The organism is Robiginitalea rubriflava (genome assembly GCF_052540725.1).
The window spans coordinates 795,852-817,853 of sequence record NZ_CP199309.1 but is presented as its reverse complement, the minus strand read 5'-3'; the positions used below and the strand labels follow the sequence as shown (position 1 = coordinate 817,853).

At 46.9% G+C, this 22,002-nt stretch carries 16 protein-coding genes; 15 read left to right on the top strand and 1 reads right to left on the bottom strand.

What is annotated here, in order from left to right; all coding sequences use genetic code 11:
- The first annotated feature begins 45 nt into the window (after positions 1-45).
- A complete protein-coding gene (locus ACT6NU_RS03825) occupies positions 46-885 on the top strand; it encodes a GIN domain-containing protein (protein ID WP_445383140.1) in 840 nt (279 codons plus the stop codon).
- A 63-nt stretch (positions 886-948) separates the two neighbouring features.
- Here ACT6NU_RS03825 and pckA read toward each other — a convergent pair whose 3' ends face one another.
- The gene (gene pckA, locus ACT6NU_RS03820; protein WP_445383139.1) at positions 949-2,532 is read right to left on the bottom strand and encodes a phosphoenolpyruvate carboxykinase (ATP); all 1,584 of its coding nucleotides are present in this window, start codon (positions 2,530-2,532) and stop codon (positions 949-951) included.
- Between the two features lie 184 nt (positions 2,533-2,716).
- Between pckA and ruvB the strand changes: the two genes are divergently transcribed.
- The 14 genes from ruvB (at position 2,717) to ACT6NU_RS03750 (ending at position 22,001) form a co-directional block, all read left to right on the top strand.
- Positions 2,717-3,760 carry a Holliday junction branch migration DNA helicase RuvB gene (gene ruvB / locus ACT6NU_RS03815; RefSeq protein WP_445383138.1) on the top strand — a complete coding sequence of 348 codons (1,044 nt, stop codon included), beginning with the start codon at positions 2,717-2,719 and terminating at the stop codon, positions 3,758-3,760.
- Between the two features lie 4 nt (positions 3,761-3,764).
- Complete coding sequence (locus tag ACT6NU_RS03810; protein WP_445383137.1) at positions 3,765-5,150, top strand: cytochrome P450; 1,386 nt, start codon at positions 3,765-3,767, stop codon at positions 5,148-5,150.
- Positions 5,151-5,205: 55 nt separating this feature from the next.
- Complete coding sequence (queG, locus tag ACT6NU_RS03805; RefSeq protein ID WP_445383136.1) at positions 5,206-6,141, top strand: tRNA epoxyqueuosine(34) reductase QueG; 936 nt, start codon at positions 5,206-5,208, stop codon at positions 6,139-6,141.
- A 183-nt stretch (positions 6,142-6,324) separates the two neighbouring features.
- Complete coding sequence (locus ACT6NU_RS03800; protein WP_445383135.1) at positions 6,325-8,637, top strand: NADP-dependent malic enzyme; 2,313 nt, start codon at positions 6,325-6,327, stop codon at positions 8,635-8,637.
- A gap of 28 nt (positions 8,638-8,665) precedes the next feature.
- The gene (ruvA, locus tag ACT6NU_RS03795) at positions 8,666-9,247 is read left to right on the top strand and encodes a Holliday junction branch migration protein RuvA (protein WP_445383134.1); all 582 of its coding nucleotides are present in this window, start codon (positions 8,666-8,668) and stop codon (positions 9,245-9,247) included.
- Positions 9,248-9,252: 5 nt separating this feature from the next.
- Positions 9,253-16,431 carry a T9SS outer membrane translocon Sov/SprA gene (gene sov, locus ACT6NU_RS03790; RefSeq protein WP_445383133.1) on the top strand — a complete coding sequence of 2,393 codons (7,179 nt, stop codon included), beginning with the start codon at positions 9,253-9,255 and terminating at the stop codon, positions 16,429-16,431.
- A gap of 146 nt (positions 16,432-16,577) precedes the next feature.
- On the top strand, positions 16,578-16,958 hold the full coding sequence (gene gcvH / locus ACT6NU_RS03785; protein WP_445383132.1) for a glycine cleavage system protein GcvH: 381 nt from the start codon (positions 16,578-16,580) through the stop codon (positions 16,956-16,958).
- Between the two features lie 34 nt (positions 16,959-16,992).
- Positions 16,993-17,352, top strand: coding sequence for a VanZ family protein (locus ACT6NU_RS03780; RefSeq protein WP_445383131.1), 360 nt, complete (start codon positions 16,993-16,995; stop codon positions 17,350-17,352).
- Positions 17,353-17,406: 54 nt separating this feature from the next.
- Entirely contained in the window at positions 17,407-18,111 is a 705-nt protein-coding gene (locus ACT6NU_RS03775; protein WP_445383130.1) for an energy transducer TonB, read from the top strand.
- Positions 18,112-18,337: 226 nt separating this feature from the next.
- Positions 18,338-19,240: a heme o synthase gene (gene cyoE, locus ACT6NU_RS03770; protein ID WP_445383129.1), complete on the top strand. Its 903-nt coding sequence runs from the start codon at positions 18,338-18,340 to the stop codon at positions 19,238-19,240.
- Between the two features lie 2 nt (positions 19,241-19,242).
- Positions 19,243-19,824 carry a cytochrome c oxidase subunit 3 gene (locus tag ACT6NU_RS03765; protein ID WP_445383827.1) on the top strand — a complete coding sequence of 194 codons (582 nt, stop codon included), beginning with the start codon at positions 19,243-19,245 and terminating at the stop codon, positions 19,822-19,824.
- Positions 19,825-19,918: 94 nt separating this feature from the next.
- On the top strand, positions 19,919-20,893 hold the full coding sequence (locus ACT6NU_RS03760; protein ID WP_445383128.1) for a cytochrome c oxidase subunit 3: 975 nt from the start codon (positions 19,919-19,921) through the stop codon (positions 20,891-20,893).
- A gap of 22 nt (positions 20,894-20,915) precedes the next feature.
- Positions 20,916-21,299 carry a cytochrome C oxidase subunit IV family protein gene (locus ACT6NU_RS03755; protein WP_445383127.1) on the top strand — a complete coding sequence of 128 codons (384 nt, stop codon included), beginning with the start codon at positions 20,916-20,918 and terminating at the stop codon, positions 21,297-21,299.
- Between the two features lie 69 nt (positions 21,300-21,368).
- Positions 21,369-22,001: a hypothetical protein gene (locus ACT6NU_RS03750; protein ID WP_445383126.1), complete on the top strand. Its 633-nt coding sequence runs from the start codon at positions 21,369-21,371 to the stop codon at positions 21,999-22,001.
- Position 22,002: the final 1 nt, after the last annotated feature.

The window sequence follows — 22,002 nt, the reverse complement described above, 5'->3', positions numbered from 1 at the left end:
TTTGGGGGATTTGTAATATCTTTAAACAACCCAAATGCACATCTTATGTTTCGCAATACCTTATTTCGTATTCTTGGCCTTACGGTCCTTTTATGCTCGGTAGGCCTGGTAAACGCTCAGCGTAAACCAAAAATTAAAGGCAGCAGGAACGTTGTTGTAGTGGAGAATCCGCTTCCTGAATTTCGCCACCTGGTGCTTGTGGATGATCTTGAGATAAAGCTGGAACAGGGAGCAGAAGGCTATCGTATTGAGGCCGATGACAACCTCATAGACATATTAAAATTAGAAGTACAGGACAGTACGCTTCGAATAAGTTCCTTCTATGATATTACCGCCAAAAAGAAATTGGATATAACCCTTTATATCAGGGACCTGCAATCCATCCGGATGGATGAGGGATATGTGGAAACCCCTGAACTCATCAATCTGGACCAGACCGAAATAAAATCAGGGGGGTATTCTCGCTTGAAGCTGTTTTTGAAAACAGCTGTCTTCAAAATGGAGATGTCAGAAAATAGTGTTGCAGACCTTAACATAAGTTCGGATTCCCTGTACCTGAAGATGGGTGACCGGACCGATGCCCTTCTCTTTTCAGTCAATAATGCAATGGGGGTAAACTTAAGCGAATCTGCTTCTTTAAAACTGGAAGGCATTAGCGAACGCTTTTATGTAAATGCAGCGGAGAACACGGAAGTGAAAGGCGATCGGATGGAGGCTGCCAGGGTAGAGGCAACCCTTTCTGAATCGACCACTGCAAGACTACAGGCCACCACAAATATCGAAGTAAGAGCAGGAGGCAGTTCCCGTTTGTTTCTCTATGGACAGCCTGAAATTCGCATTCTCAGTTTCACTGAAAATGCAACCCTTAAAAAGGTGCCGGACTAGGACCTGAAAAGTAAAGCCCTGCTTCCATAAAAAAACAGGGCTTTTATAATTTGGTTACTAAGGTTAAACTTTGGGTCCTGCGGCAATAATGTCCTTATTTACCCCAGCTTCAAATTTCTTGAAGTTTTTATTAAATAACCCGATCAATTTAGACTTGGTTGTTTCAAAGGCGTTCTTATCCTTCCAGGTGTTTTTCGGGCTAAGGACCTCAGCTGGCACTCCCGGACAGGATTCAGGAATTCGGAAGCCGAATGCAGCATCTTCCTTAAATGCAACCTTATCGAAATCTCCATGATGTATGGCGTCGATCATGGCGCGGGTATATTTCAATTTGATTCTGGATCCCTCTCCATGCGGTCCGCCGGTCCATCCGGTATTAACCAACCAGGCTGTAACCTGGTGTTTTTTGATCTTTTCGGCAAGCAACTCTGCATACCGGTTGGGATGCCACATCATAAAGGCGGCCCCAAAGCAGGCACTGAAAGTGGCCTGTGGTTCTGTCACCCCCATTTCGGTACCGGCTACTTTGGCCGTATAGCCTGAAATAAAATGGTAGCTGGCCTGTTCCGGGGTGAGTTTGCTAACCGGGGGTAGAACCCCAAAGGCATCACAGGTTAGGAAAATAATGTGCTTGGGATGCCCTGCTATACATGGCATCTGTATATTGTCTATAAACTCAATAGGATAAGAGGCTCTGGTATTCTGGGTGATACTTGTATCTGTGTAATCTACCTCTCTTGTCTGCTTGTTGTAAACCACATTTTCCAGTACCGTACCAAAGCGGATCGCATTGAAGATATCCGGCTCATTTTCTTCTGACAGGTTTATGGCCTTGGCATAACAACCACCTTCAATATTGAAGGTGCCTTCATCCGTCCAGCAATGTTCGTCATCTCCAATGAGTTTGCGTTTCGGATCCGCACTCAGTGTGGTTTTACCTGTTCCCGAAAGTCCGAATAGGATGGTAACATCTCCCTTATCTCCCACATTGGCGGAGCAGTGCATTGGAAGCACCCCTTCCAAAGGCATGAGATAATTCATTACCCCGAAAATACCTTTTTTCATTTCGCCGGCATACTGTGTCCCCAGAATCACGATTTCCTTTCGCTCCAGATGTACGTCAACAGAGGTTTTGGAAGTCATTTCCGAGGTATACATATTGGCCGGGAAGCCACCTGCATTGAAAATGACATAATCCGGTTCCCCAAAATTTTCCAGCTCTTCTGCAGTAGGCATAATCAGCATGTTCTGCATGAAGAGGGAGTGGTAAGCACGGGTACAGATAATTCGAACCTTAAGTCGGTATTTGGGATCCCATCCCGCGAAGGCGTCTACAACAAACAGTCTCTCGCATATATTTAAGTAGTCGATGGCCCTTTCGTGATTTACCATATAGGTGTGCTCGTCCAGGCCAATATTGATATCTCCCCAGTCTATGTTTTTTTCTGATTCCGGGTGGCGCACTATCCTTTTATCTTTTGGACTTCGGCCAGTCTTTTCACCTGAGTAAACCAATAGGGCCCCAACATCTGAGATGGCCGTCCCGGCCTCTTTTCTAAGGCCTATTTCATAAAGTACCGGCACACTGCTGTTGCGGTGTATCGTTTCCACCCTGATTCCGTATTTTTTGAGATCGATTGCTGTCATGTTGTAAATGGCTTTTGCTGTTTAGGATTATTTTACTTCTCTCTTATTCCTTTAAATACATTAAGAGAGTACAAAGTAGCAGAACTTTCTGTTTGAAAAATATGATAAATATCAAGGAATATAAAGGAAATACCGTCTATGCGAATAAAAATTCCCACTGCAGTTTTCCTATCTTTGTTTGTATATGAATGAAAACCTCGATCCTACGGCAGATCGTTTTTCTCAGGAAGAACTTGATATTGAAAGGGCACTGCGGCCGGTAACGTTTGATGATTTTACCGGACAGGCACAGGTGCTTGAAAACCTGAAAATTTTCGTACAGGCTGCCAATCAAAGGGAAGAAGCCCTGGACCATACTTTGTTGCACGGCCCACCGGGCCTGGGGAAAACCACCCTGGCGCACATCCTGGCGAACGAATTAGGGGTGGGGCTGAAGGTGACTTCCGGCCCGGTACTGGATAAGCCAGGAGACCTGGCGGGTTTACTGACCAACCTCGAACCCAGGGATGTCTTATTTATAGACGAGATTCACAGACTTAGTCCTATTGTGGAAGAATACCTGTATTCGGCAATGGAAGACTACAAGATCGATATTATGATTGAGACCGGGCCCAACGCCAGGTCTGTACAAATCCACTTAAACCCTTTTACCCTGGTGGGTGCCACCACTAGATCCGGTTTGCTCACAGCACCCATGCGGGCGCGATTCGGTATTTCCAGCCGCCTGGAGTATTACAACACGGAACTGCTCTCAACCATAGTACAGCGAAGTGCAGAGATACTAAAGGTGCCCATAACCGAAGATGCTGCTATAGAAATTGCTGGCAGAAGCCGGGGAACCCCGAGGATCTGTAATGCCCTGCTGAGACGGATTCGGGATTTTGCACAAATCAAGGGAAACGGAAATATCGACATGGAGATTTCCAGATTTGGCCTGAAAGCATTACATGTGGACGCCTACGGGCTGGATGAAATGGACAATAAAATTCTGGCAACCATTATCGATAAATTCAAGGGCGGCCCCGTAGGGATTACGACCCTGGCAACAGCAGTATCCGAAAATGCAGAGACCATTGAAGAGGTTTATGAACCCTTCCTGATTCAACAGGGATTTATTATGAGAACGCCCAGGGGGAGGGAAGTAACTGAACTGGCGTACAAACACCTGGGGAGGATCCCGGGCGGTTCCCAGAAGGGCCTTTTTAGTGGAGAAGGACTAGCAAACTGATACTGTGAACTCCAAATCACCAAAAACGAAATCAGACTCCGCAAATAGCGTCGGAAACCTAAGATCACTTCAAAGTGTTTCGTTGCTCACCGTTTTCAGGAACCGTAAAAGGATCCTGGCCAACCCGCTGCCTTTTCACCATGAAAATTTTGAAAAATTCGGGAATACATTCAAGGTGGATATCGGACCTAAAAACAAGGTCATTTTTACCAGGGATGCGGGGATTATACAGCACATTCTGCAAAAGAACCATCGCAATTACTCCAAATCCAAACTACAGACCCGGGATGTTGCCAAATATATAGGGAACGGCCTTTTGACAAGTGAAGGAGATTTCTGGAGGAGGCACCGCAAGATGATACAGCCGGCCTTCCACAAACAAAAGCTGCAACTGCTCTTTGATCGGATGTTGGATGCTATTACAAATGAGCTAGGCCGTATCCCGGAAAACCAGATGGTGGACATCTTTCCATATATGAGCCAGTTGGCTTTTCAGGTAGTGGCCCAGTCCCTGTTTCAGACCCCTAACCTGAGGGAAGATATGAACCGGCTGCAGGATATAGCTCAGGAAAACCAGCAGATGCTGATTCAGGAAATGCGTCAACCCTATTTTAAGTGGTGGTTCCGGCTGTCCGGGAAAATATCCAGCCAACTCAAAATGACTGCTGAAGCCCGCAATATCCTGAAGCGGTTGATCGAAAACCGGATGCAGACAGAGCAGCGAAAAGGAGACTTGCTTGATATGCTGCTGGAGGCCCGCTATGAAGATGGAACCGGGATGAGTATTACGCAGTTAATTGATGAAGTGTTTATTCTTTTTACGGCAGGCCATGAAACCACAGCCAATGCCTTAAGTTTTACCTTTCACCTTATTGCAACACACCCGGAGGTCCAGCAACAGGTATACGATGAGGTTTCCCAACAGGAGTTTGAGCGCGGAAACCTGATACAGACCCTCCAGGGCCTGAGCTACACCCAGCAATGTATAGAGGAAGCCCTGCGCCTATATCCGCCGGCATATGTAATTGACAGGGTTTCACTTTCGGAAGACACCATAGGGGGTAATTCATTTAAAAAAGGGACGACCTGGTTAATGAGCCTTTACGAATTACACCGCCACGAGGATTTATGGGAGAATCCTCAGCAGTTTGACCCTGCTCGTTTTGAAAAAAACCAGGCAAAGCAGTATTCGCATCAGTATTTTCCCTTTGGGGCAGGTCCGAGGATGTGTATCGGGAATAATTTTGCTATGTACGAAATGGTGTTGACAGTGGGTTGGCTCATTCGTAAATATCACATACATGCCGAACATAATACTCTAAAAATAAACCCTTTGATATCCCTTAAGCCGGGAGTGGTAAGGCTGCGAATGGAACCGAGAAATTCCTGATACTCACTTGCGCTTAAATTAAATTGGCAGACCAGACCACCAAAAAGTAAATGTTGTGAAATCCATTGACAGGCATACCCGGATTATCAAGGAAGAGGCAAAACGTCTGGGTTTTCTTTCCTGTGGTATTTCCAGGGCAGAATTTCTTGAAGAGGAAGCACCCCGTCTTGAGGCCTGGCTCAAGCAGGGTATGCATGGCGAAATGGCCTATATGGAAAATCATTTTGATAAACGGCTGGATCCGCGCAAACTGGTACCCGGAGCCCGTTCGGTGGTTTCCCTTTTGCTGAACTACTATCCGGAAGAACAACAGGACTCCGAATCTTATAAAATCTCAAAATATGCCTATGGAACGGATTATCATTTTGTGATTAAAGCAAAATTAAAGGAAATGCTGGCCACCCTTCAGGATGAAATCGGGCAGGTACACGGCAGGGCATTTGTAGACTCCGCTCCGGTTCTCGACAAAGCCTGGGCCGCCCGCGGTGGACTTGGGTGGATGGGTAAACACTCTAATTTGCTTACCCGGCGGGTAGGGTCATTTTATTTTATTGCCGAATTGATCCTGGACCTTGAATTGGTATATGACCATCCAGTAACCGATCATTGTGGTAGTTGTACCGCCTGTATCGATGCCTGTCCCACACAGGCTATAGTCGCTCCTTATGTAGTAGACGGAAGCAAATGTATTTCGTATTTCACCATTGAATTAAAAAATGAAATCCCAAAGGCGGTACAAGGTCAATTTGACGATTGGATTTTTGGATGCGATGTTTGCCAGGATGTGTGCCCGTGGAACCGTTTCTCAAAACCGCACCGAGAGCCTTTGTTTAATGCCAGTCCGGAATTACTGGAGATGGACAAAAAGGACTGGGAGGAGATAACAGAAGAAGTTTTTAGGAGGGTTTTTCGTAAATCTGCGGTCAAAAGGACCAAATGGAGCGGCCTTAAAAGAAATATAGACTTTGTAAAAGAAAAGGGTTCAGGTTAATTCAATTGCAATATAATGGCGATTACACCCACCCCAGTGGCTGAACCTACCCAACAATCCCGCAAACTCCCATCAGCACTTAATATTAATTGTTTCAATGTTCGGATCTTCTCTGGTATTTTAGGGAACATCTGATTACAAATTCAAGAAACCCATTACTTTTGTGATACAAACCCACTTGCCATGAGCAAAGAGAAAAAAAGAAGAGAGGCGTTAATCTACCACGCCAAACCGCAGCCCGGAAAAATAAAAATTGTTCCTACCAAACCCTACGCCACCCAGCGCGATCTGGCACTGGCCTATTCCCCGGGAGTGGCAGAACCCTGCCTGGAAATCAAAAAGGACATCGAACAGGTATATAAGTATACCGCTAAGGGAAATATAGTTGCGGTAATTTCAAACGGTACTGCTGTTCTGGGCCTGGGGGACATTGGTCCCGAGGCCTCCAAGCCGGTGATGGAGGGGAAGAGCCTTTTATTTAAAATTTTTGCCGATATAGATGGGATAGACATTGAGTTGGACACCAAGGATGTAGACAAATTTGTGGAGACCGTCAAGATAATGGCTCCTACCTTCGGCGGGATCAACCTGGAAGACATCAAGGCGCCAGAAGCTTTTGAAATTGAGCGCCGGTTAAAGGAAGAACTGGACATCCCGGTAATGCACGACGATCAGCACGGCACGGCCATCATTTCTGCCGCTGCACTGCTCAATGCCCTGGAGCTGGCCGATAAGAAAATGGAAAAAGTGCGCATTGTGATCAGTGGCGCCGGGGCGGCAGCTGTTTCCTGTACACGCCTGTATAAGGCGTTCGGGGCCCGTGATGAAAATATAGTGATGCTGGACAGTAAAGGGGTTATCCGATCGGACCGGGAGAATTTATCCACAGAGAAAAAAGAGTTCGCTACGGATCGAAAAATTGACACCCTTGAAGAAGCTGTAAAAGGCGCCGATGTGTTTATCGGGCTTTCGATTGCCGATATCCTCTCTGCCGAAATGCTGAAGAGCATGGCTAAAAAACCGATTGTCTTTGCCATGGCCAACCCGGACCCGGAAATCAACTACCAGTTAGCGGTAGAAACCCGTAAAGACATAATCATGGCCACTGGCAGGTCTGACCATCCCAACCAGGTGAATAACGTACTCGGTTTCCCCTTTATTTTCAGGGGAGCGCTGGATGTGCGGGCCACAAAAATAAATGAAGCCATGAAGATGGCGGCCGTAAAGGCACTGGCCAACCTCGCCAAACAACCGGTACCCGAACAGGTAAATATCGCCTATGGAGAAACCCGGCTCACCTTTGGGAAGGAGTACATTATTCCAAAGCCTTTTGACCCCAGGCTGATAGCAGAAATTCCCCCGGCTGTTGCCAGGGCGGCCATGGAAAGTGGTGTAGCCAAGGCACCGATTACCGATTGGAAACGCTACAGGGAGGAATTGCTGGCGCGTTCCGGGGACGACAAGAAGGTGATGCGCCTGCTGATGAGTCGCGCAAAGGCCCGGCCCAAAAAGATCGTTTTTGCTGAGGCAGACCAACTGGATGTTTTAAAAGCGGCACAGATCGCCTATGAAGAAAAAATTGCCCATCCGATCTTGCTTGGAAATCGCGTCATAATCGAAACCATGATGAAGGAGCTGGAGTTTGACGCAGATATACCCATCATTGATCAATATGAAACGGCATCCCTTAAAAAACGCGAGCATTATGCCCAGCGCTACTGGGAGGGTCGCAGGCGTAAGGGATCTACCCTCTACAGTGCAAAAAGCCGTATGCGGGAACGCAATTATTTCGGGGCCATGATGGTACTCGAAGGAGATGCAGACGGGATGATCTCCGGATATTCCCGTTCCTATTCTTCCGTGGTTAAGCCCATCTTTGAAGTCATTGGCCGGGCCGGGGAAGTTTCCAAAGCGGCCACAGTGCATATTATGATTACCTCCCGCGGACCCCTGTTTTTGGCAGATACTTCTATAAATATAGACCCCACGGCAGAGGAACTGGCTGAAATCAGCAGGATGACCGCAAACCTGGCACATGCCTTTGGTTTTGACCCCGTTATCGCATTGCTGTCTTATGCCAACTTTGGGGCATCTAACCACCCGCATGCCCGGAAGGTACGGGATGCCATCAGCATATTACACGAAAAGCACCCAGAGATGGTAGTTGATGGGGAAATCCAGACCGATTACGCTCTAAACCGGGAATTACACCAGAGCCAGTTTCCGTTTTCAAAACTGGCCGGGAAAAAAGTGAATACGCTTATCTTTCCGAACCTGGAATCTGCAAATATCACCTATAAGCTGTTGAAGGAATTGCATGCTGCCGATACCATTGGTCCTATAATGTTGGGGCTGCGAAAAGCAGTGCACATTCTGCAAATGGGAGCAAGTGTGGAGGAAATGGTCAATATGACTGCGGTTGCCGTAATTGATGCACAGGAACGGGAAAAGCGTAAATTGGCCAAAAGCAAAGGTAAATCCGGATTTCGGGCTTAAAGGGGATTTAATATTTTAAAGGGAATATATGATACATCACCTCAGAGGAAAGCTCATTGAAAAACACCCTACTCATGTGGTGTTGGAATGTTCCGGTGTTGGCTATTTTATTAATATATCCCTCAATACGTATTCTGCCATCCCGGACCAGGAATCCCTCGCGCTGTACACCCATCTGCAAATACGGGAAGATGCCCACACCCTTTACGGGTTTTATACCTCAGCCGAACGGGAGATTTTCCGCTTGCTGCTTTCTGTATCCGGGGTAGGGGCCAGCACGGCCAGGACCATGCTTTCCTCCATGAGCCCACAACAGGTGCGGGATGCCATAGCCACTGAAAATGTCCCTGCTATACAGGCGGTTAAAGGCATCGGAGCCAAAACGGCACAACGGGTCATTTTGGACCTGAAAGACAAAATTTTCAAAATCTATGACCTGGGAGAAGTTTCCCACAAATCAGACAATACAAATAAAGAAGAAGCGTTATCTGCATTAGAGGTTCTTGGTTTTACCCGCAAGCAGTCTGAAAAGGCGGTCGATACGGTGCTGAAACAAGACCCGACCTTAAGCGTGGAGGGCATTATTAAAAACACGCTTAAAAATTTGTAGAAAGTTTGAAAACAGGGGCGTTAGCATTTTTCACATCCTTTTGCAAACCGTTATTTTTCATTTTTTTCCTGCTCTGTTGCTCCCTTTGGAGTGCCCGGGCTCAGGAAACGGAACTTCCTGAAACCGATTCGGTGCAATCCGGAATCGCTTTGGGGAGGCTTAAACTGGAAAATCCGGCAAGCATCGTATCCAAATACTCCTATGATCCGGAATTAGATAGGTATATCTACACGGAGAAGGTTGGGGAATACGATATCCGCTACCCGGTAATCCTTACCCCGGAACAGTACATGGAACTGGTCCGTAAGGAAGATATGAAATCCTACTTCAAGGATAAGATTGATGCCTTCTCCGGTAAAAAAGAAGGTAGTGAAGAGGCCCGGAAAAACCTGCTCCCCAACTTTTACGTCAACAACAGTTTTTTCGAGAGTATTTTTGGGGGAAACACCATAGAAGTGATCCCGCAGGGGTCGGTGGCAATGGATCTTGGGGTTATCTGGCAAAAAAATGACAACCCGGCCCTATCTCCCCGGAACCGCACCAACCTGGCTTTTGATTTTGACCAGCGAATCAGTCTCAGTATGCTGGGAAAGGTTGGGGAGCGCCTGCAGGTTACAGCCCAATACGATACGGAAGCTACCTTTGACTTTCAAAACCTTATCAAATTAGATTATACTCCAACCGAGGACGATATCATACAGAAAATCGAAATCGGAAACGTTAACATGCCCTTAAACAGCTCCCTGATTACGGGAGCTCAGAGCCTCTTTGGGGTAAAGACCCAATTGCAGTTTGGCAAAACCACAGTTACGGCGGTATTCTCCGAACAACGTTCTCAAAACAATACGGTGGTAGCCCAGGGGGGTGGAACCCTCAATGAATTTGAACTCACCGCACTGGACTACGACGAAGACCGGCACTTTTTCCTCTCACAGTATTTCAGGGACCGCTATGACCAGGCGCTGGAAGACTACCCCTATATCAGAAGCCAGGTACAAATTACCCGGCTGGAGGTTTGGGTTACCAACCGAAGCCAGCAGACCCTTAACGTTCGGAATATTGTTGGGATACAGGATTTGGGGGAGGCCATTGCTGCGCAGACCCGTATCGGACGCAATGGGGGTGATCCGGCAGGGTTCTTCAATATTTCAGGGGCCAACCCGGAACTTCCGAGGAACGGGGCCAATGATTACGACCCGGCCCTTATAGGAAATGGCGGGGTACTTACGGACGATATACGTGACATAGCCACGGTTGATAATGCCTTTCAGATCCCGGGGGGCTACGTGGCCAACCAGGGCTTTGACTATGCATTTCTGGAAAACGCAAGAAAACTGGAACAGGGGCGGGACTACAGTTTCAATTCACAGCTGGGCTATATTTCTCTCAACCAGCGATTGAGCAATGATGAGGTCCTGGCTGTAGCCTTCCAGTATACTTTCAACGGAAATGTATACCAGGTAGGGGAATTCGCCAATGGAGGCCTGGATGCAACCACGGTATCGGGAGGGGTTACCCCCATTCTTGAGAACAACACCCTGATTCTGAAATTGCTTAAAAGCAACATAACCAATGTCACAGACCCAATCTGGGACCTGATGATGAAAAATATTTACGCTACCGGCGCCTTTCAGCTGTCTGAGGAGGACTTTAAAATGAACATCCTCTATACAGACCCCACCCCGAGGAACTATATTACCCCGGTTAACCCCAATAACGGCTGGCCGGATATTCCCAAGCCATTAGAAGAACGTATCCTTATCGATGTCTTTAACCTGGACCGACTCAATGTATACAAAGATGTACAGCCGGGAGGGGACGGGTTCTTTGATTTTATACCGGGTATAACCGTGAATACCCAGGGCGGGCAGATCATTTTTACCAAGGTGGAACCTTTTGGGGAATATTTGTTTGAACTGCTGGGTGGCGGGGTTTATGATGTGGCTGAAGATCAGGGATACAATGAAAACCAGCAGAAATACGTATTCCGCAACATGTATGCCCAGACCAAGGCCGCTTCCCTCCAGGATGCTGAGAAAAACCGCTTCCGTATACGCGGTCGCTACAAATCCCAAAGTGGTAGTGGGATCCCTATCGGGGCCTTCAATGTCCCGCAGGGGTCTGTACGGGTTACTGCCGGGGGAAGACAATTACAGGAAGGGATTGATTATACGGTGAATTACCAGGCTGGTACTGTACAGATACTGGACCCAAGCCTGCAGGCTTCGAACACCCCCATCAATATTTCGGTAGAAAACAATGCGGTATTCGGGCAGCAAACCCGAAGGTTTACAGGAGTGAATATAGAACATCAGTTCAATGAGAAATTCGTGCTGGGAGCAACCCTGCTGAACCTTAATGAACGCCCACTTACTCAGAAGGCCAATTTTGGGGTGGAACCTGTTAACAATACAATATTTGGCTTAAACGGGAACTTTTCAACTGAGGTGCCATTCCTGACACGGCTTGCCAACATGTTGCCCAACATAGATACCGACGTGCCCTCCAATGTGTCTCTGAGGGGGGAAGTTGCTTTTTTAAGCCCTAATTCCCCCAAGAACGCGAACTTCCGGGGAGAAACCACCACCTACCTGGACGATTTTGAAGGCGCGCAGGCGCTGATCGATATCCGGTCTTCCCTGGGATGGACCCTGGCCAGCACCCCGCTGGAATTCCTGGATGAGGGAGAGGTGGATCTGGAAACCGGTTACGAACGCGCCAAGATGGCCTGGTATACGATAGACCCTATTTTTTACACCAACCAACGCCCACCTGGCGTATCCGATAGTGATATTTCACAGAATGCCACGCGACGGATTTTTATAGATGAAGTATTCCCGAGGATCGATATCGCACAGGGGCAAACTACGGTACAAAACACCCTGGATATTGCCTACTACCCCAATCAGAAAGGTCCGTATAACGCAAACCCAGCCTTTGGTTCAGAAACCCCTCAGGAAAAGTGGGGCGGGATCATGAGGTCGCTCAGCAGTACTAATTTTGAACAATCCAACGTGGAGTTTGTTCAGTTCTGGGTGCTGGATCCTTATGTGGACGGAGAGGCAACCGGCCCGGGGGAGCTGGTAATCAACCTGGGAAATATCAGTGAAGACATCCTGCAAGACGGAAGGAAACAGTATGAAAACGGGCTTCCCGGACTTAATACTAACGATCTGGTAGCCCCTACCGTATGGGGTCAGGTCCCGGCAACCCAGGCACTTGTTTATGCTTTCGATGCCAATGAGACTAACCGGACCCTTCAGGATATAGGATTTGACGGGCTTGATGATTCGCAGGAAGCAGCTTCGGGTTACAACGGCCCAGCTGAAGATCCCGCTTTGGATAACTACACCTACTACCTGAATCGCGATGGAGGTATCCTGGAGCGCTATCTGGATTTTAACAATACCGATGGAAATTCTCCGGTGGCGGTTACCAATACCAACAGGGGGAGTACCACCCTGCCGGATGTGGAAGATGTAGACCGGGACCTTACCATGAATACGGTAAACAGCTATTACGAATACCGCATCCCAATCCGCCCGGGTATTTCGGTGGATGATCCTTATGTAACGGACATTAAAGAGGGCGTTACCCCAGACCTCCCCAACGGCTCTCAGCTCAATAGGCGCTGGATACAATATAAAATCCCCCTGACCGATTTTACAGATGCCATCGGGGGTATTACTGATTTTCGTTCCATCAGCTTTATGCGGATGTACCTTACCGGTTTCAGCGATCCGGTAGTATTGCGTTTTGCTACCCTGGACCTGGTCCGTGGCGACTGGCGGGCGTATACCAAAACCCTGCAAACGGATAATGACAATCCGCAGGATGATGTTACCACTATCGATGTTAACGCTGTCAATATAGAAGAGAACAATGCCCGTATCCCTATCCCGTATGTTTTGCCTCCTGGGGTGTTTCGGGAACAACTCAACAACAACAATACTATTGTCCGGCAAAATGAACAGTCCCTTTCATTTGTAGTGAACAATCTGGAGCCTCAGGATTCCCGGGGGGTGTTTAAAAATGTCAATATAGACATGCGGCAGTATGAGCGGATCAAAATGTTTATGCATGCCGAAAAGATTGCAGCAACCGATGCCTTTGCGGACGGGCAGTCTACCGTAGGATTCCTCAGGATAGGAACGGATTTTTCGGAAAACTTTTACCAGATTGAGGTGCCGCTGGAATACACAGATTTTTCTGCTATAAGTGCAGAACAGGTCTGGCCGGCCATCAATGAACTGGATATAGCCCTTGCCGATCTCAATAAGGTAAAGTCTGAAGGGATTTCTTCACAGACTTTAGGAAACATTACCTTTTATGAGATCATTGATGGAGTAGCCGTTCAGGTAAATGAATTTGACCCGCGACAGTTGGGGCAGATCCGGATTGGGATTCGCGGAAATCCTTCCCTGGGGAGTATCCGGGCCATGATGGTGGGAATCAAAAACATAGACAACGTCCCTCTGCGAACCGAAGTCTGGTTCAATGAGTTGCGGCTCGCAGGGCTCGACAATAAAGGAGGATGGGCGGCCGTTGCGGCCATTGATGCGAATATGGCAGATTTTGCCAATGTTTCTGCTACCGGTGCCACCAGTACCTCAGGCTTCGGGGCTATAGACCAGATGCCCAATGAGCGCAGCCGGGAAGATGCTATTTCCTATGATGTGGTTACCAATGTGGAACTCGGGCAATTATTACCCAATAAATGGAATTTGCAGATTCCTTTTAATTACGGAATATCCGAACAATTGATTACCCCGGAATTCGACCCGGTTTACGATGACCTGAAATTACAGGACAGGATTGATGCTGCAACCACTCAGGCAGAGGCAGATGAAATCCTGGAACAGGCCGAAGACTACACCAAGCGTACCAGTATAAATTTTATAGGGGTGCGCAAGAACAGAGGAGAAGAAGCTGAGGCGAATTTCTTTGACGTGGAGAACTTCACTTTTAATTACTCTTACAATGAAACAGATCACCGGGATTTTGAAATTGCAAACCTGAGGGATCAGAATGTGCAGGCCGGAGTGGTGTACAACCATAATTTCAGGCCTGCCAGTGTTGCCCCGTTTGCCCGAAAAGATTCGTTGTTCATGGGGAAATACTGGCGCTGGCTTAAAGAATTGAATTTCAACCTGCTTCCAACCAGCATTTCACTTCAGTCCAATATTAACAGGCAACTGAATCAACAGCGATTCAGGGATGTGCTGGAACCGGGAGTGGAAAGACTGGAACTCCCGCTTTTACAACAGCGCAACTACCTGTTCAACTGGCAATACGCCCTGAACTACGCTCTTACCAAATCCCTGAGGATCAACCTGACCGCATCGAATAACAATATTATTAGGAATTATTACGAGGAGGAAGGGAACCCTTTTTCGAATATCCTAACCGATCAAACCCTATGGGAAGGCTTCTTTGACGTCGGCGAGCCCAACCGACATGCCCAGCAGATGCAGCTCAATTATGAATTGCCCCTGAATAAAATCCCCATTTTCGATTTTATAAATGCCCAGTATACCTATACCAGTAACTTTGACTGGCAAAGGGGAGGTGACGCCCTGAACCTGGCTGTAGCTAAGGCCCAGAACCCTGGCGTGCCGGATAACCAGCTTACTTTGCCTACGATTAATACCATACAGAATGCCAATACCCATTCCATAACGGCTGCCCTCAGTATGCAACGCCTTTACGATCGGCTGGGGCTGCGCAAACGCGACGGGAAGGTTACCAACCAGATTGCTGCGCCCCGCAGGGACAAGGCGGGCAATACCAAAGGGGAGGCCTCCGGAAAAAGCCCCGGAAAGTCCAGCGGCCTTTTCAATACAGCTGTGGATGTGCTTACCATGGTCAAACGGGTGAATGTGAATTACAGTGAAAATAACGGAACGGTTTTGCCCGGTTATACCCAGTCTATTGGATTTATTGGTACCACGCGTCCCAGCCTTGGCTTTGTATTCGGAAGCCAGGCAGATATTCGCTATGAGGCGGCCCGGAACGGTTGGCTTACCAGCTTTAATGAGTTTAACGAGCAGTTTATTCGCAGGACCAATAAGCAGCTCAACCTTACTGCCACGGCCCAGCCTGTTCCGGAACTGACGATAGACCTGATCGCAGACCGGCAGTTTTCCAGCAGCCTGCAGGAAAATTTCCGGATTGAAGATGGGGAGTACATCCCCCAAACCCCCAATACTTTTGGCAATTTCAGCATCTCAACCCTGATGATTGGAACGGCCTTTGGCAAGAGCGATGAGTTTGACTCCGAAACCTTCGAAACCTTAAAGGAAAACCGGCTGATTATCGCTAACAGGCTGCTGTCTGACCGGGGTGGGCAGGATGAAGGCCTGGATGCAGACGGCTTCCCGCTTCGATATGGGAAAACCAGCCAGGATGTTTTGTTACCCGCTTTCTTTGCAGCGTATACCGGGCAGAGTGCAGACCGGGTAAATCTGGATGCCTTCAGGGATATCCCCATTCCCAACTGGAATATCAAGTATACTGGGCTGATGAAAAATAAATGGTTTAAAAAGAAATTTAAGCGGTTCTCCCTCAGTCATGGTTACCGTGCAGCCTACAGCATCAATTCCTTCCAAACCAACCTGGAACGGGATCAGTTGCTGCAGGACGGGCAGGCACCCATCAAGGCAGAAACCCTGGACCTGATGCCCGAAAACATTATTAACAACGTGGTGCTTAACGACCAGTTCAATCCTTTGATCCGGGTAGATTTTGAAATGATGAACTCCCTGAGCATACTGGCAGAAGTTCGAACAGACAGGGCACTCTCCCTGAGTTTTGACAATAACCTGCTTACCGAGATTAACGGAAAGGAATACACCCTGGGACTGGGGTACCGCTTTAAAGATGTGAAGCTGGTTACCAATATTGGAGGGGAAAAACAACGCCTTAAAGGAGACCTGAATTTAAAGGCAGACATCAGCCTTAGAGACAATATCACCATAATCCGTAATCTGGATATCGATAACAACCAGATTACCTCCGGGCAGAACCTGCTCTCCATTAAATTCACGGCAGACTACGCCCTGAGCAAAAACTTAAATGCCCTTTTCTTCTTTGACCATTCCTTTTCACAATTTGCGGTTTCAACGGCCTTCCCGCAAACCACTATCAACACCGGGTTTACTCTCCGCTATAATTTCGGTAATTAAGAAGTCTCCACTATTTATTTGCTAAACTGATAGCCCTATTGCCTCCAATTCTAAGGTAGTCTCTGTGGCAATCGAATTTTTTATCCCGGCTTTGGTATCTCAGGCGGGAAAAAGTTACATTTGCGGGACAGAAAAATTTAAATCCTATGAATATACCGGCCGAATTAAAGTACACCAAAGACCACGAATGGGTTCGCTTGGAAGGTGACATCGCTACTGTGGGAATCACAGATTTCGCACAGGGCGAACTCGGAGATATTGTCTATGTAGAAGTAGAGACTCTGGATGAAACCCTGGAGCGGGAAGAGGTGTTTGGCACTGTGGAAGCCGTAAAAACGGTTTCCGACCTGTTTTTGCCTTTAAGCGGGGAAATAATTGCCTTCAATGAACTGCTCGAAGAAGAGCCCGAAAAAGTCAATGCCGACCCTTACGGAGAAGGCTGGATGGTTCAGATTAAAATCAGTGACCCGGCGGAAGTGGAAGACCTGATGGATGATTCCCAGTACAAGGAATTAATAGGTGCTTAAAGGGTACGTATTCACAATATTGTTTTTCGGCTGGATGGCGGCCATAACCCTTGCCAGCCTGATGTCTCTTTCAGGAATGGCTAAACCGCCCATAGAGATCCCTCACATGGACAAACTGGTGCATTTTGTATTCTATTCCACCGCAATGGTTTTGGGCAGTTTGTTTGTCTGGGAACAATTCCGGCAACACATCACCCTGGGTCGAACATTTTTACTCGCATTCGCAGGACTTTTGCTATACGGCATGCTTATTGAAGTACTTCAGGAGGTACTCGGGATGCAACGCAGCGGGGAATGGTGGGATATACTTGCAAATGCGGCGGGCCTGGCAGCAGGGCTGTTGTTTCTGAGATATCTCTTTTACTGGCGAAAGGCGTTAAAATGGAATGATTAATTGCGTTTTTGACAAATTATTAGTTAAATTAGCGAATATTAAATTCATAAAATCATGGAAATCAAAAAGAACCCGAAGGCCGACCTGAGCAGAAATAGCGGTTTGTATTTCGTTCTGGGATTGGCATTGGTAATGTTGTTGGTGTTTGTCGCTTTTGAGTGGAAAACATATGACGAGGTAAATGATTATGACATCTCCCTGAATGTGGAGGATGCATTGGATGAGGAAGTGCCGATGACGGAGCAGATAAAAACTCCGCCACCGCCACCACCGCCTGCTGCCCCTGAAGTAATCGAGGTGGTAGAGGATGAAGAAGAGGTAGAGGAAACCGTTATCGAGTCTACAGAGACCAGTCAGGAAGAGGAAATTATTGAAGTGGACGATGTGGAGGTAGACGAAATGGATGAAGACATTGACGTTCCTTTTGCTGTAATTGAAGATGTACCGGTCTTCCCGGGATGTGAAAGTGAATCTGACAAAAGAGCTTGCTTTAACGAAATGATGCAGAAGCACATCCGCAAGAATTTCCGCTATCCTGAAATTGCTCAGGAAATGGGAATACAGGGAAGGGTAGCCGTAATGTTTACCATTCAGAAAGATGGAAGTATCGGAAACATCCGTATGAGAGGCCCGGATAAAAACCTGGAAGCCGAAGCGATGCGTATTATTCAGAAGCTTCCCAAAATGACCCCCGGGAAACAGAGGGGTCGTCCGGTAAGGGTTCCTTTCAGTATCCCGATTACCTTTAAGCTTCAATAAAATTTTATCCCGACCACTGGTCGGGTTTTTTTTTGCGCTTTTTTAAAAAGTCCTCCCTCATTAAAACTCTGGTTTGCCTGTAAGGATACAGCATGCCTGTTTCTGTCCAATTGGAATCAGAAACTCAGGCAGAATGTACTGATGAGGCAAAGGTGTATTTTATGCATCCGGGTTGGATTGCAAGTCGTTGCTGCGTATCTTTGCGGGCCCAAGAAAGGTCAATTTGATGAAATCCGCAGCAGGGACCGTAAAGCCGTCAACTTTTCAAATGGTAATCACCGATTTTAAGGAGATCACCAAAGCCAGGTTAGCCCTGAGTGTGGTCTTTTCGGCCGTGGCCGGATATTTTCTGGGAACTACTGAAATTCAACTTTCTGCCCTCGTACTGCTGGTGTTGGGGGGGTATGCTATGGTAGGGGCTTCCAATGCCTTCAATCAGGTAATTGAGAAAGACCTGGACGCCAGAATGCATCGAACCAAGAGCCGGCCGCTGCCCTCAGGAAGAATGACAGTTGCGCAGGCAATGGCCATTGCTATCGTTCTTACCCTTACAGGCATCATCTTACTGTATCTGCTAAACCCAAAAACTGCCCTCTTCGGGGCAATTTCCATATTTCTGTATACCTGTGTTTACACTCCACTGAAGACCATTACTCCGCTCTCAGTTTTTGTGGGGGCCTTTCCCGGGGCCATTCCTTTTATGCTGGGATGGGTTTCGGCCACAAATGATTTCGGAATAGAACCCGGAACACTGTTTATGATACAGTTTTTCTGGCAGTTCCCTCATTTTTGGGCACTGGGCTGGATGCTGGATGAAGATTATCGAAGGGGAGGCTTTAAAATGTTGCCTACCGGTAAAAAGGATACCGGCACGGCAGTACAGATCATTATGTATACTATTTGGATGATTGTCATTTCCATTATTCCGGTTTTTGGGATAACAGGCCGTTTGCAATTATCCGTTCCGTCAGCAGTCTTGATCTTTTTAATGGGATTGGTTATGCTGTGGTTTGCCCTGAAATTGTATGAAAAAAGGGACCGGAAATCTGCCCGATCCCTGATGCTTAGCAGTGTAACTTATATTAGCCTGATACAAATCATTTACGTAGCCGATAAATACCTTTCATGAATATGAAGATAGATGAATTAAGTCCTTTAGAAAAAAAACAGCGGGCCAAAAAGATGATGCTGTGGTTTGGGATTGCGAGCTTACTGATGAGCTTTGCTGGCTGGACCAGTGCCTATATTGTGAGTAGTTCCCGGGAAGACTGGATGGAAAATTTTCAGCTTCCGCAGGCTTTCTGGATCAGCACCGTCATTATCCTTTGCAGTAGCCTGACCTACTGGCTGGCCAGGAACAGTGTGCAAAAAGAGCAACAAAAACAGGCCACAATTTGGCTGGGGTTAACCCTCCTTCTTGGGATTTCGTTTATTATCGCCCAGTTTTTCGGGTTTTCAGAGATGATTGCACTGGGGTACTATTTTACAGGCCCCACCAGTAATATTACCCTTTCCTATGTATTCCTTATCGCCGTTGTGCATATTTTACACGTGGTAGCAGGATTAATAAGCCTGATTGTGGTTTTGGTACAACAACTAAAGGGCCGCTACTTTCCCGGAAATATGCTGGGAATGGAATTAGGGATGACTTTCTGGAATTTTGTAGATTTTCTCTGGATTTATCTGGTGTTATTTTTCTATTTCTACAACTAAAACGCCAGGTGCGGATTTTGTAAGCGCATCTGCTTTTCTTACAACTAAAAAAATGTATTTTTGCTAAAATTCTCTTAATACGAATAGCTGATTTATGGATACTACGGTTACAACACCTTCGGAGGAAAACGTTTGGGGTGGAGGCAACAGGCCACTGGGAGCCAGCTATGGGAAACTGATGATGTGGTTTTTCATCGTTTCCGATGCCCTTACCTTTTCTGGCTTTCTCGCGTCTTATGGTTTCTCGAGATTTAAGTTTATTGAAACCTGGCCTATAGCTGACGAGGTATTTACCCACGTGCCTTTCTTTCACGGGAACTACCCCATGTACTATGTTGCCTTTATGACTTTTATCCTTATTATGTCTTCGGTAACCATGGTACTGGCTGTGGATGCCGGACACCGCATGATGAAAAACAAGGTGGTTATCTACATGTTCCTGACCATTATCGGAGGAGGGATCTTTGTGGGTTCACAGGCCTGGGAATGGGCAACCTTTATCCGTGGTGATTACGGGGCCCTGGAAACCAATGGCGGCCGGATCCTTCAATTTGTAAAAGCAGACACCGGAGAGCGCGCTGCCCTGGCAGATTTTGCGGCTACTATTCCGGAAGAAAGGGTAGACCACGAAAAGCGTAACGGAGTGTGGTACTACGAGGGAGAGGCATTGCCCAGCTACTCGGTAAACGAAGTGGCCGAAGGGCTGCGTACCAACCCCAATATTCTGATCCGAACCGAACAGATTAACGAGGAAGGGGAGAAAACGGTCCTGAACCGGGAAGAATCCCTTCAGAAAATAAAGGATGCCAAATTAGTGGTGGAAGGGGCAAACCTGATCCGCAATGAATACGGAAGCAGGCTTTTTGCGGATTTCTTCTTTTTCATAACAGGCTTCCACGGCTTCCACGTATTTTCAGGGGTAGTGATCAATATCATTATTTTCTTTAATATAATCCTGGGCACCTATGAGCGCAGGGGACATTATGAAATGGTCGAAAAAGTCGGGTTGTACTGGCACTTCGTAGACCTTGTTTGGGTATTTGTATTTACCTTCTTTTATCTTGTATAAGCGCCAAAAATCATAAATAAAGATGGCACACGAACATAAATTAGAAATTTTCAGAGGGCTTTTAAAATTCAAGTCCAACACCCAGAAAATCTGGGGAGTATTAATATTCCTTTCCCTGGTTACGGCCGTAGAGGTGGCTTTGGGGATTACCAAGCCAGCTGTACTCACCTCCAACACTTTTGTTGGGATGAAACTGCTGAACTGGATCTTTATCATCCTCACCCTGGTAAAGGCCTATTACATTGCCTGGGACTTTATGCACCTTCGGGATGAAAAAAGTTCGCTCAGAAGGGCCATAGTATGGACCCCTATCTTCCTTGTTTCTTACCTTATATTTATTCTCCTGTTCGAAGCAGATTATATTTATACGGTTTTTAAAGAAGGGTTTGTTGCCTGGGACTTTTAAAAGGAATTAACAGAATCTAAAGACGGTTTCACAACCGTCTTTTTTATTTTTGTAATCCTTTTGTAGCTGATGAAAAAGACTTTTGTTTTAACCGTACTCTTTATCCTTCCCCTGGTAGTTTATATGTTCTTTGCATCCGGGGTTACCAATTTTGGCAGATTACCCGTTCTGACGGAAAATGTCATGGAACTGCAAGCGTTTAATACACCGGAGCGTTTGTCTGATAAAATAAGCGTAGTAGGATTTCTGGGCACGGATCCGGAACTGAAAAAAGGGATAGCCTTTAATCTGAACCAGAAGATTTACAAGCCCTTTTACGAGTTTAACGATTTTCAGATGGTAATGCTGGTTCCGGAAGGGAATCAGGAGGCTGTTGAGGAAATAAAAAAGGAATTGTCGGGCTTTACCGACTTGCGGAACTGGCGCTTTGTTTTTGGTTCCCCAGCGCAGATCCGATCATTTTTCGACTCCCTGCAATCCGATCTGCAACTGGATGCGGATTACTCCAGCCCCTATGTCTTTATAATTGACAAAGACAGAAACCTTCGAGGACGCAAAAAAGATGAGGATGAAGGGACCAAATACGGGTTTAATGCCATTTCAGTGGCAGATCTTAACAACAAGATGAAAGACGATGTTAAGATCATACTGGCGGAATATCGTCTGGCTTTGAAAAAGAACAATGCAGAAAGATCCAACTAAG

Bases quoted from the DNA above. Each gene is read 5' to 3' on its own strand.
- ACT6NU_RS03780 (WP_445383131.1), top strand. From the start codon at position 16,993: ATGGCGGCCATAACCCTTGCCAGCCTGATGTCTCTTTCAGGAATGGCT.
- pckA (WP_445383139.1), bottom strand. From the start codon at position 2,532: ATGACAGCAATCGATCTCAAAAAATACGGAATCAGGGTGGAAACGATA.
- ACT6NU_RS03760 (WP_445383128.1), top strand. From the start codon at position 19,919: ATGGATACTACGGTTACAACACCTTCGGAGGAAAACGTTTGGGGTGGA.
- cyoE (WP_445383129.1), top strand. From the start codon at position 18,338: ATGAAATCCGCAGCAGGGACCGTAAAGCCGTCAACTTTTCAAATGGTA.
- ACT6NU_RS03775 (WP_445383130.1), top strand. From the start codon at position 17,407: ATGGAAATCAAAAAGAACCCGAAGGCCGACCTGAGCAGAAATAGCGGT.
- ACT6NU_RS03825 (WP_445383140.1), top strand. From the start codon at position 46: ATGTTTCGCAATACCTTATTTCGTATTCTTGGCCTTACGGTCCTTTTA.
- ACT6NU_RS03800 (WP_445383135.1), top strand. From the start codon at position 6,325: ATGAGCAAAGAGAAAAAAAGAAGAGAGGCGTTAATCTACCACGCCAAA.
- ruvA (WP_445383134.1), top strand. From the start codon at position 8,666: ATGATACATCACCTCAGAGGAAAGCTCATTGAAAAACACCCTACTCAT.
- ACT6NU_RS03765 (WP_445383827.1), top strand. From the start codon at position 19,243: ATGAAGATAGATGAATTAAGTCCTTTAGAAAAAAAACAGCGGGCCAAA.
- gcvH (WP_445383132.1), top strand. From the start codon at position 16,578: ATGAATATACCGGCCGAATTAAAGTACACCAAAGACCACGAATGGGTT.
- ruvB (WP_445383138.1), top strand. From the start codon at position 2,717: ATGAATGAAAACCTCGATCCTACGGCAGATCGTTTTTCTCAGGAAGAA.
- ACT6NU_RS03755 (WP_445383127.1), top strand. From the start codon at position 20,916: ATGGCACACGAACATAAATTAGAAATTTTCAGAGGGCTTTTAAAATTC.
- ACT6NU_RS03750 (WP_445383126.1), top strand. From the start codon at position 21,369: ATGAAAAAGACTTTTGTTTTAACCGTACTCTTTATCCTTCCCCTGGTA.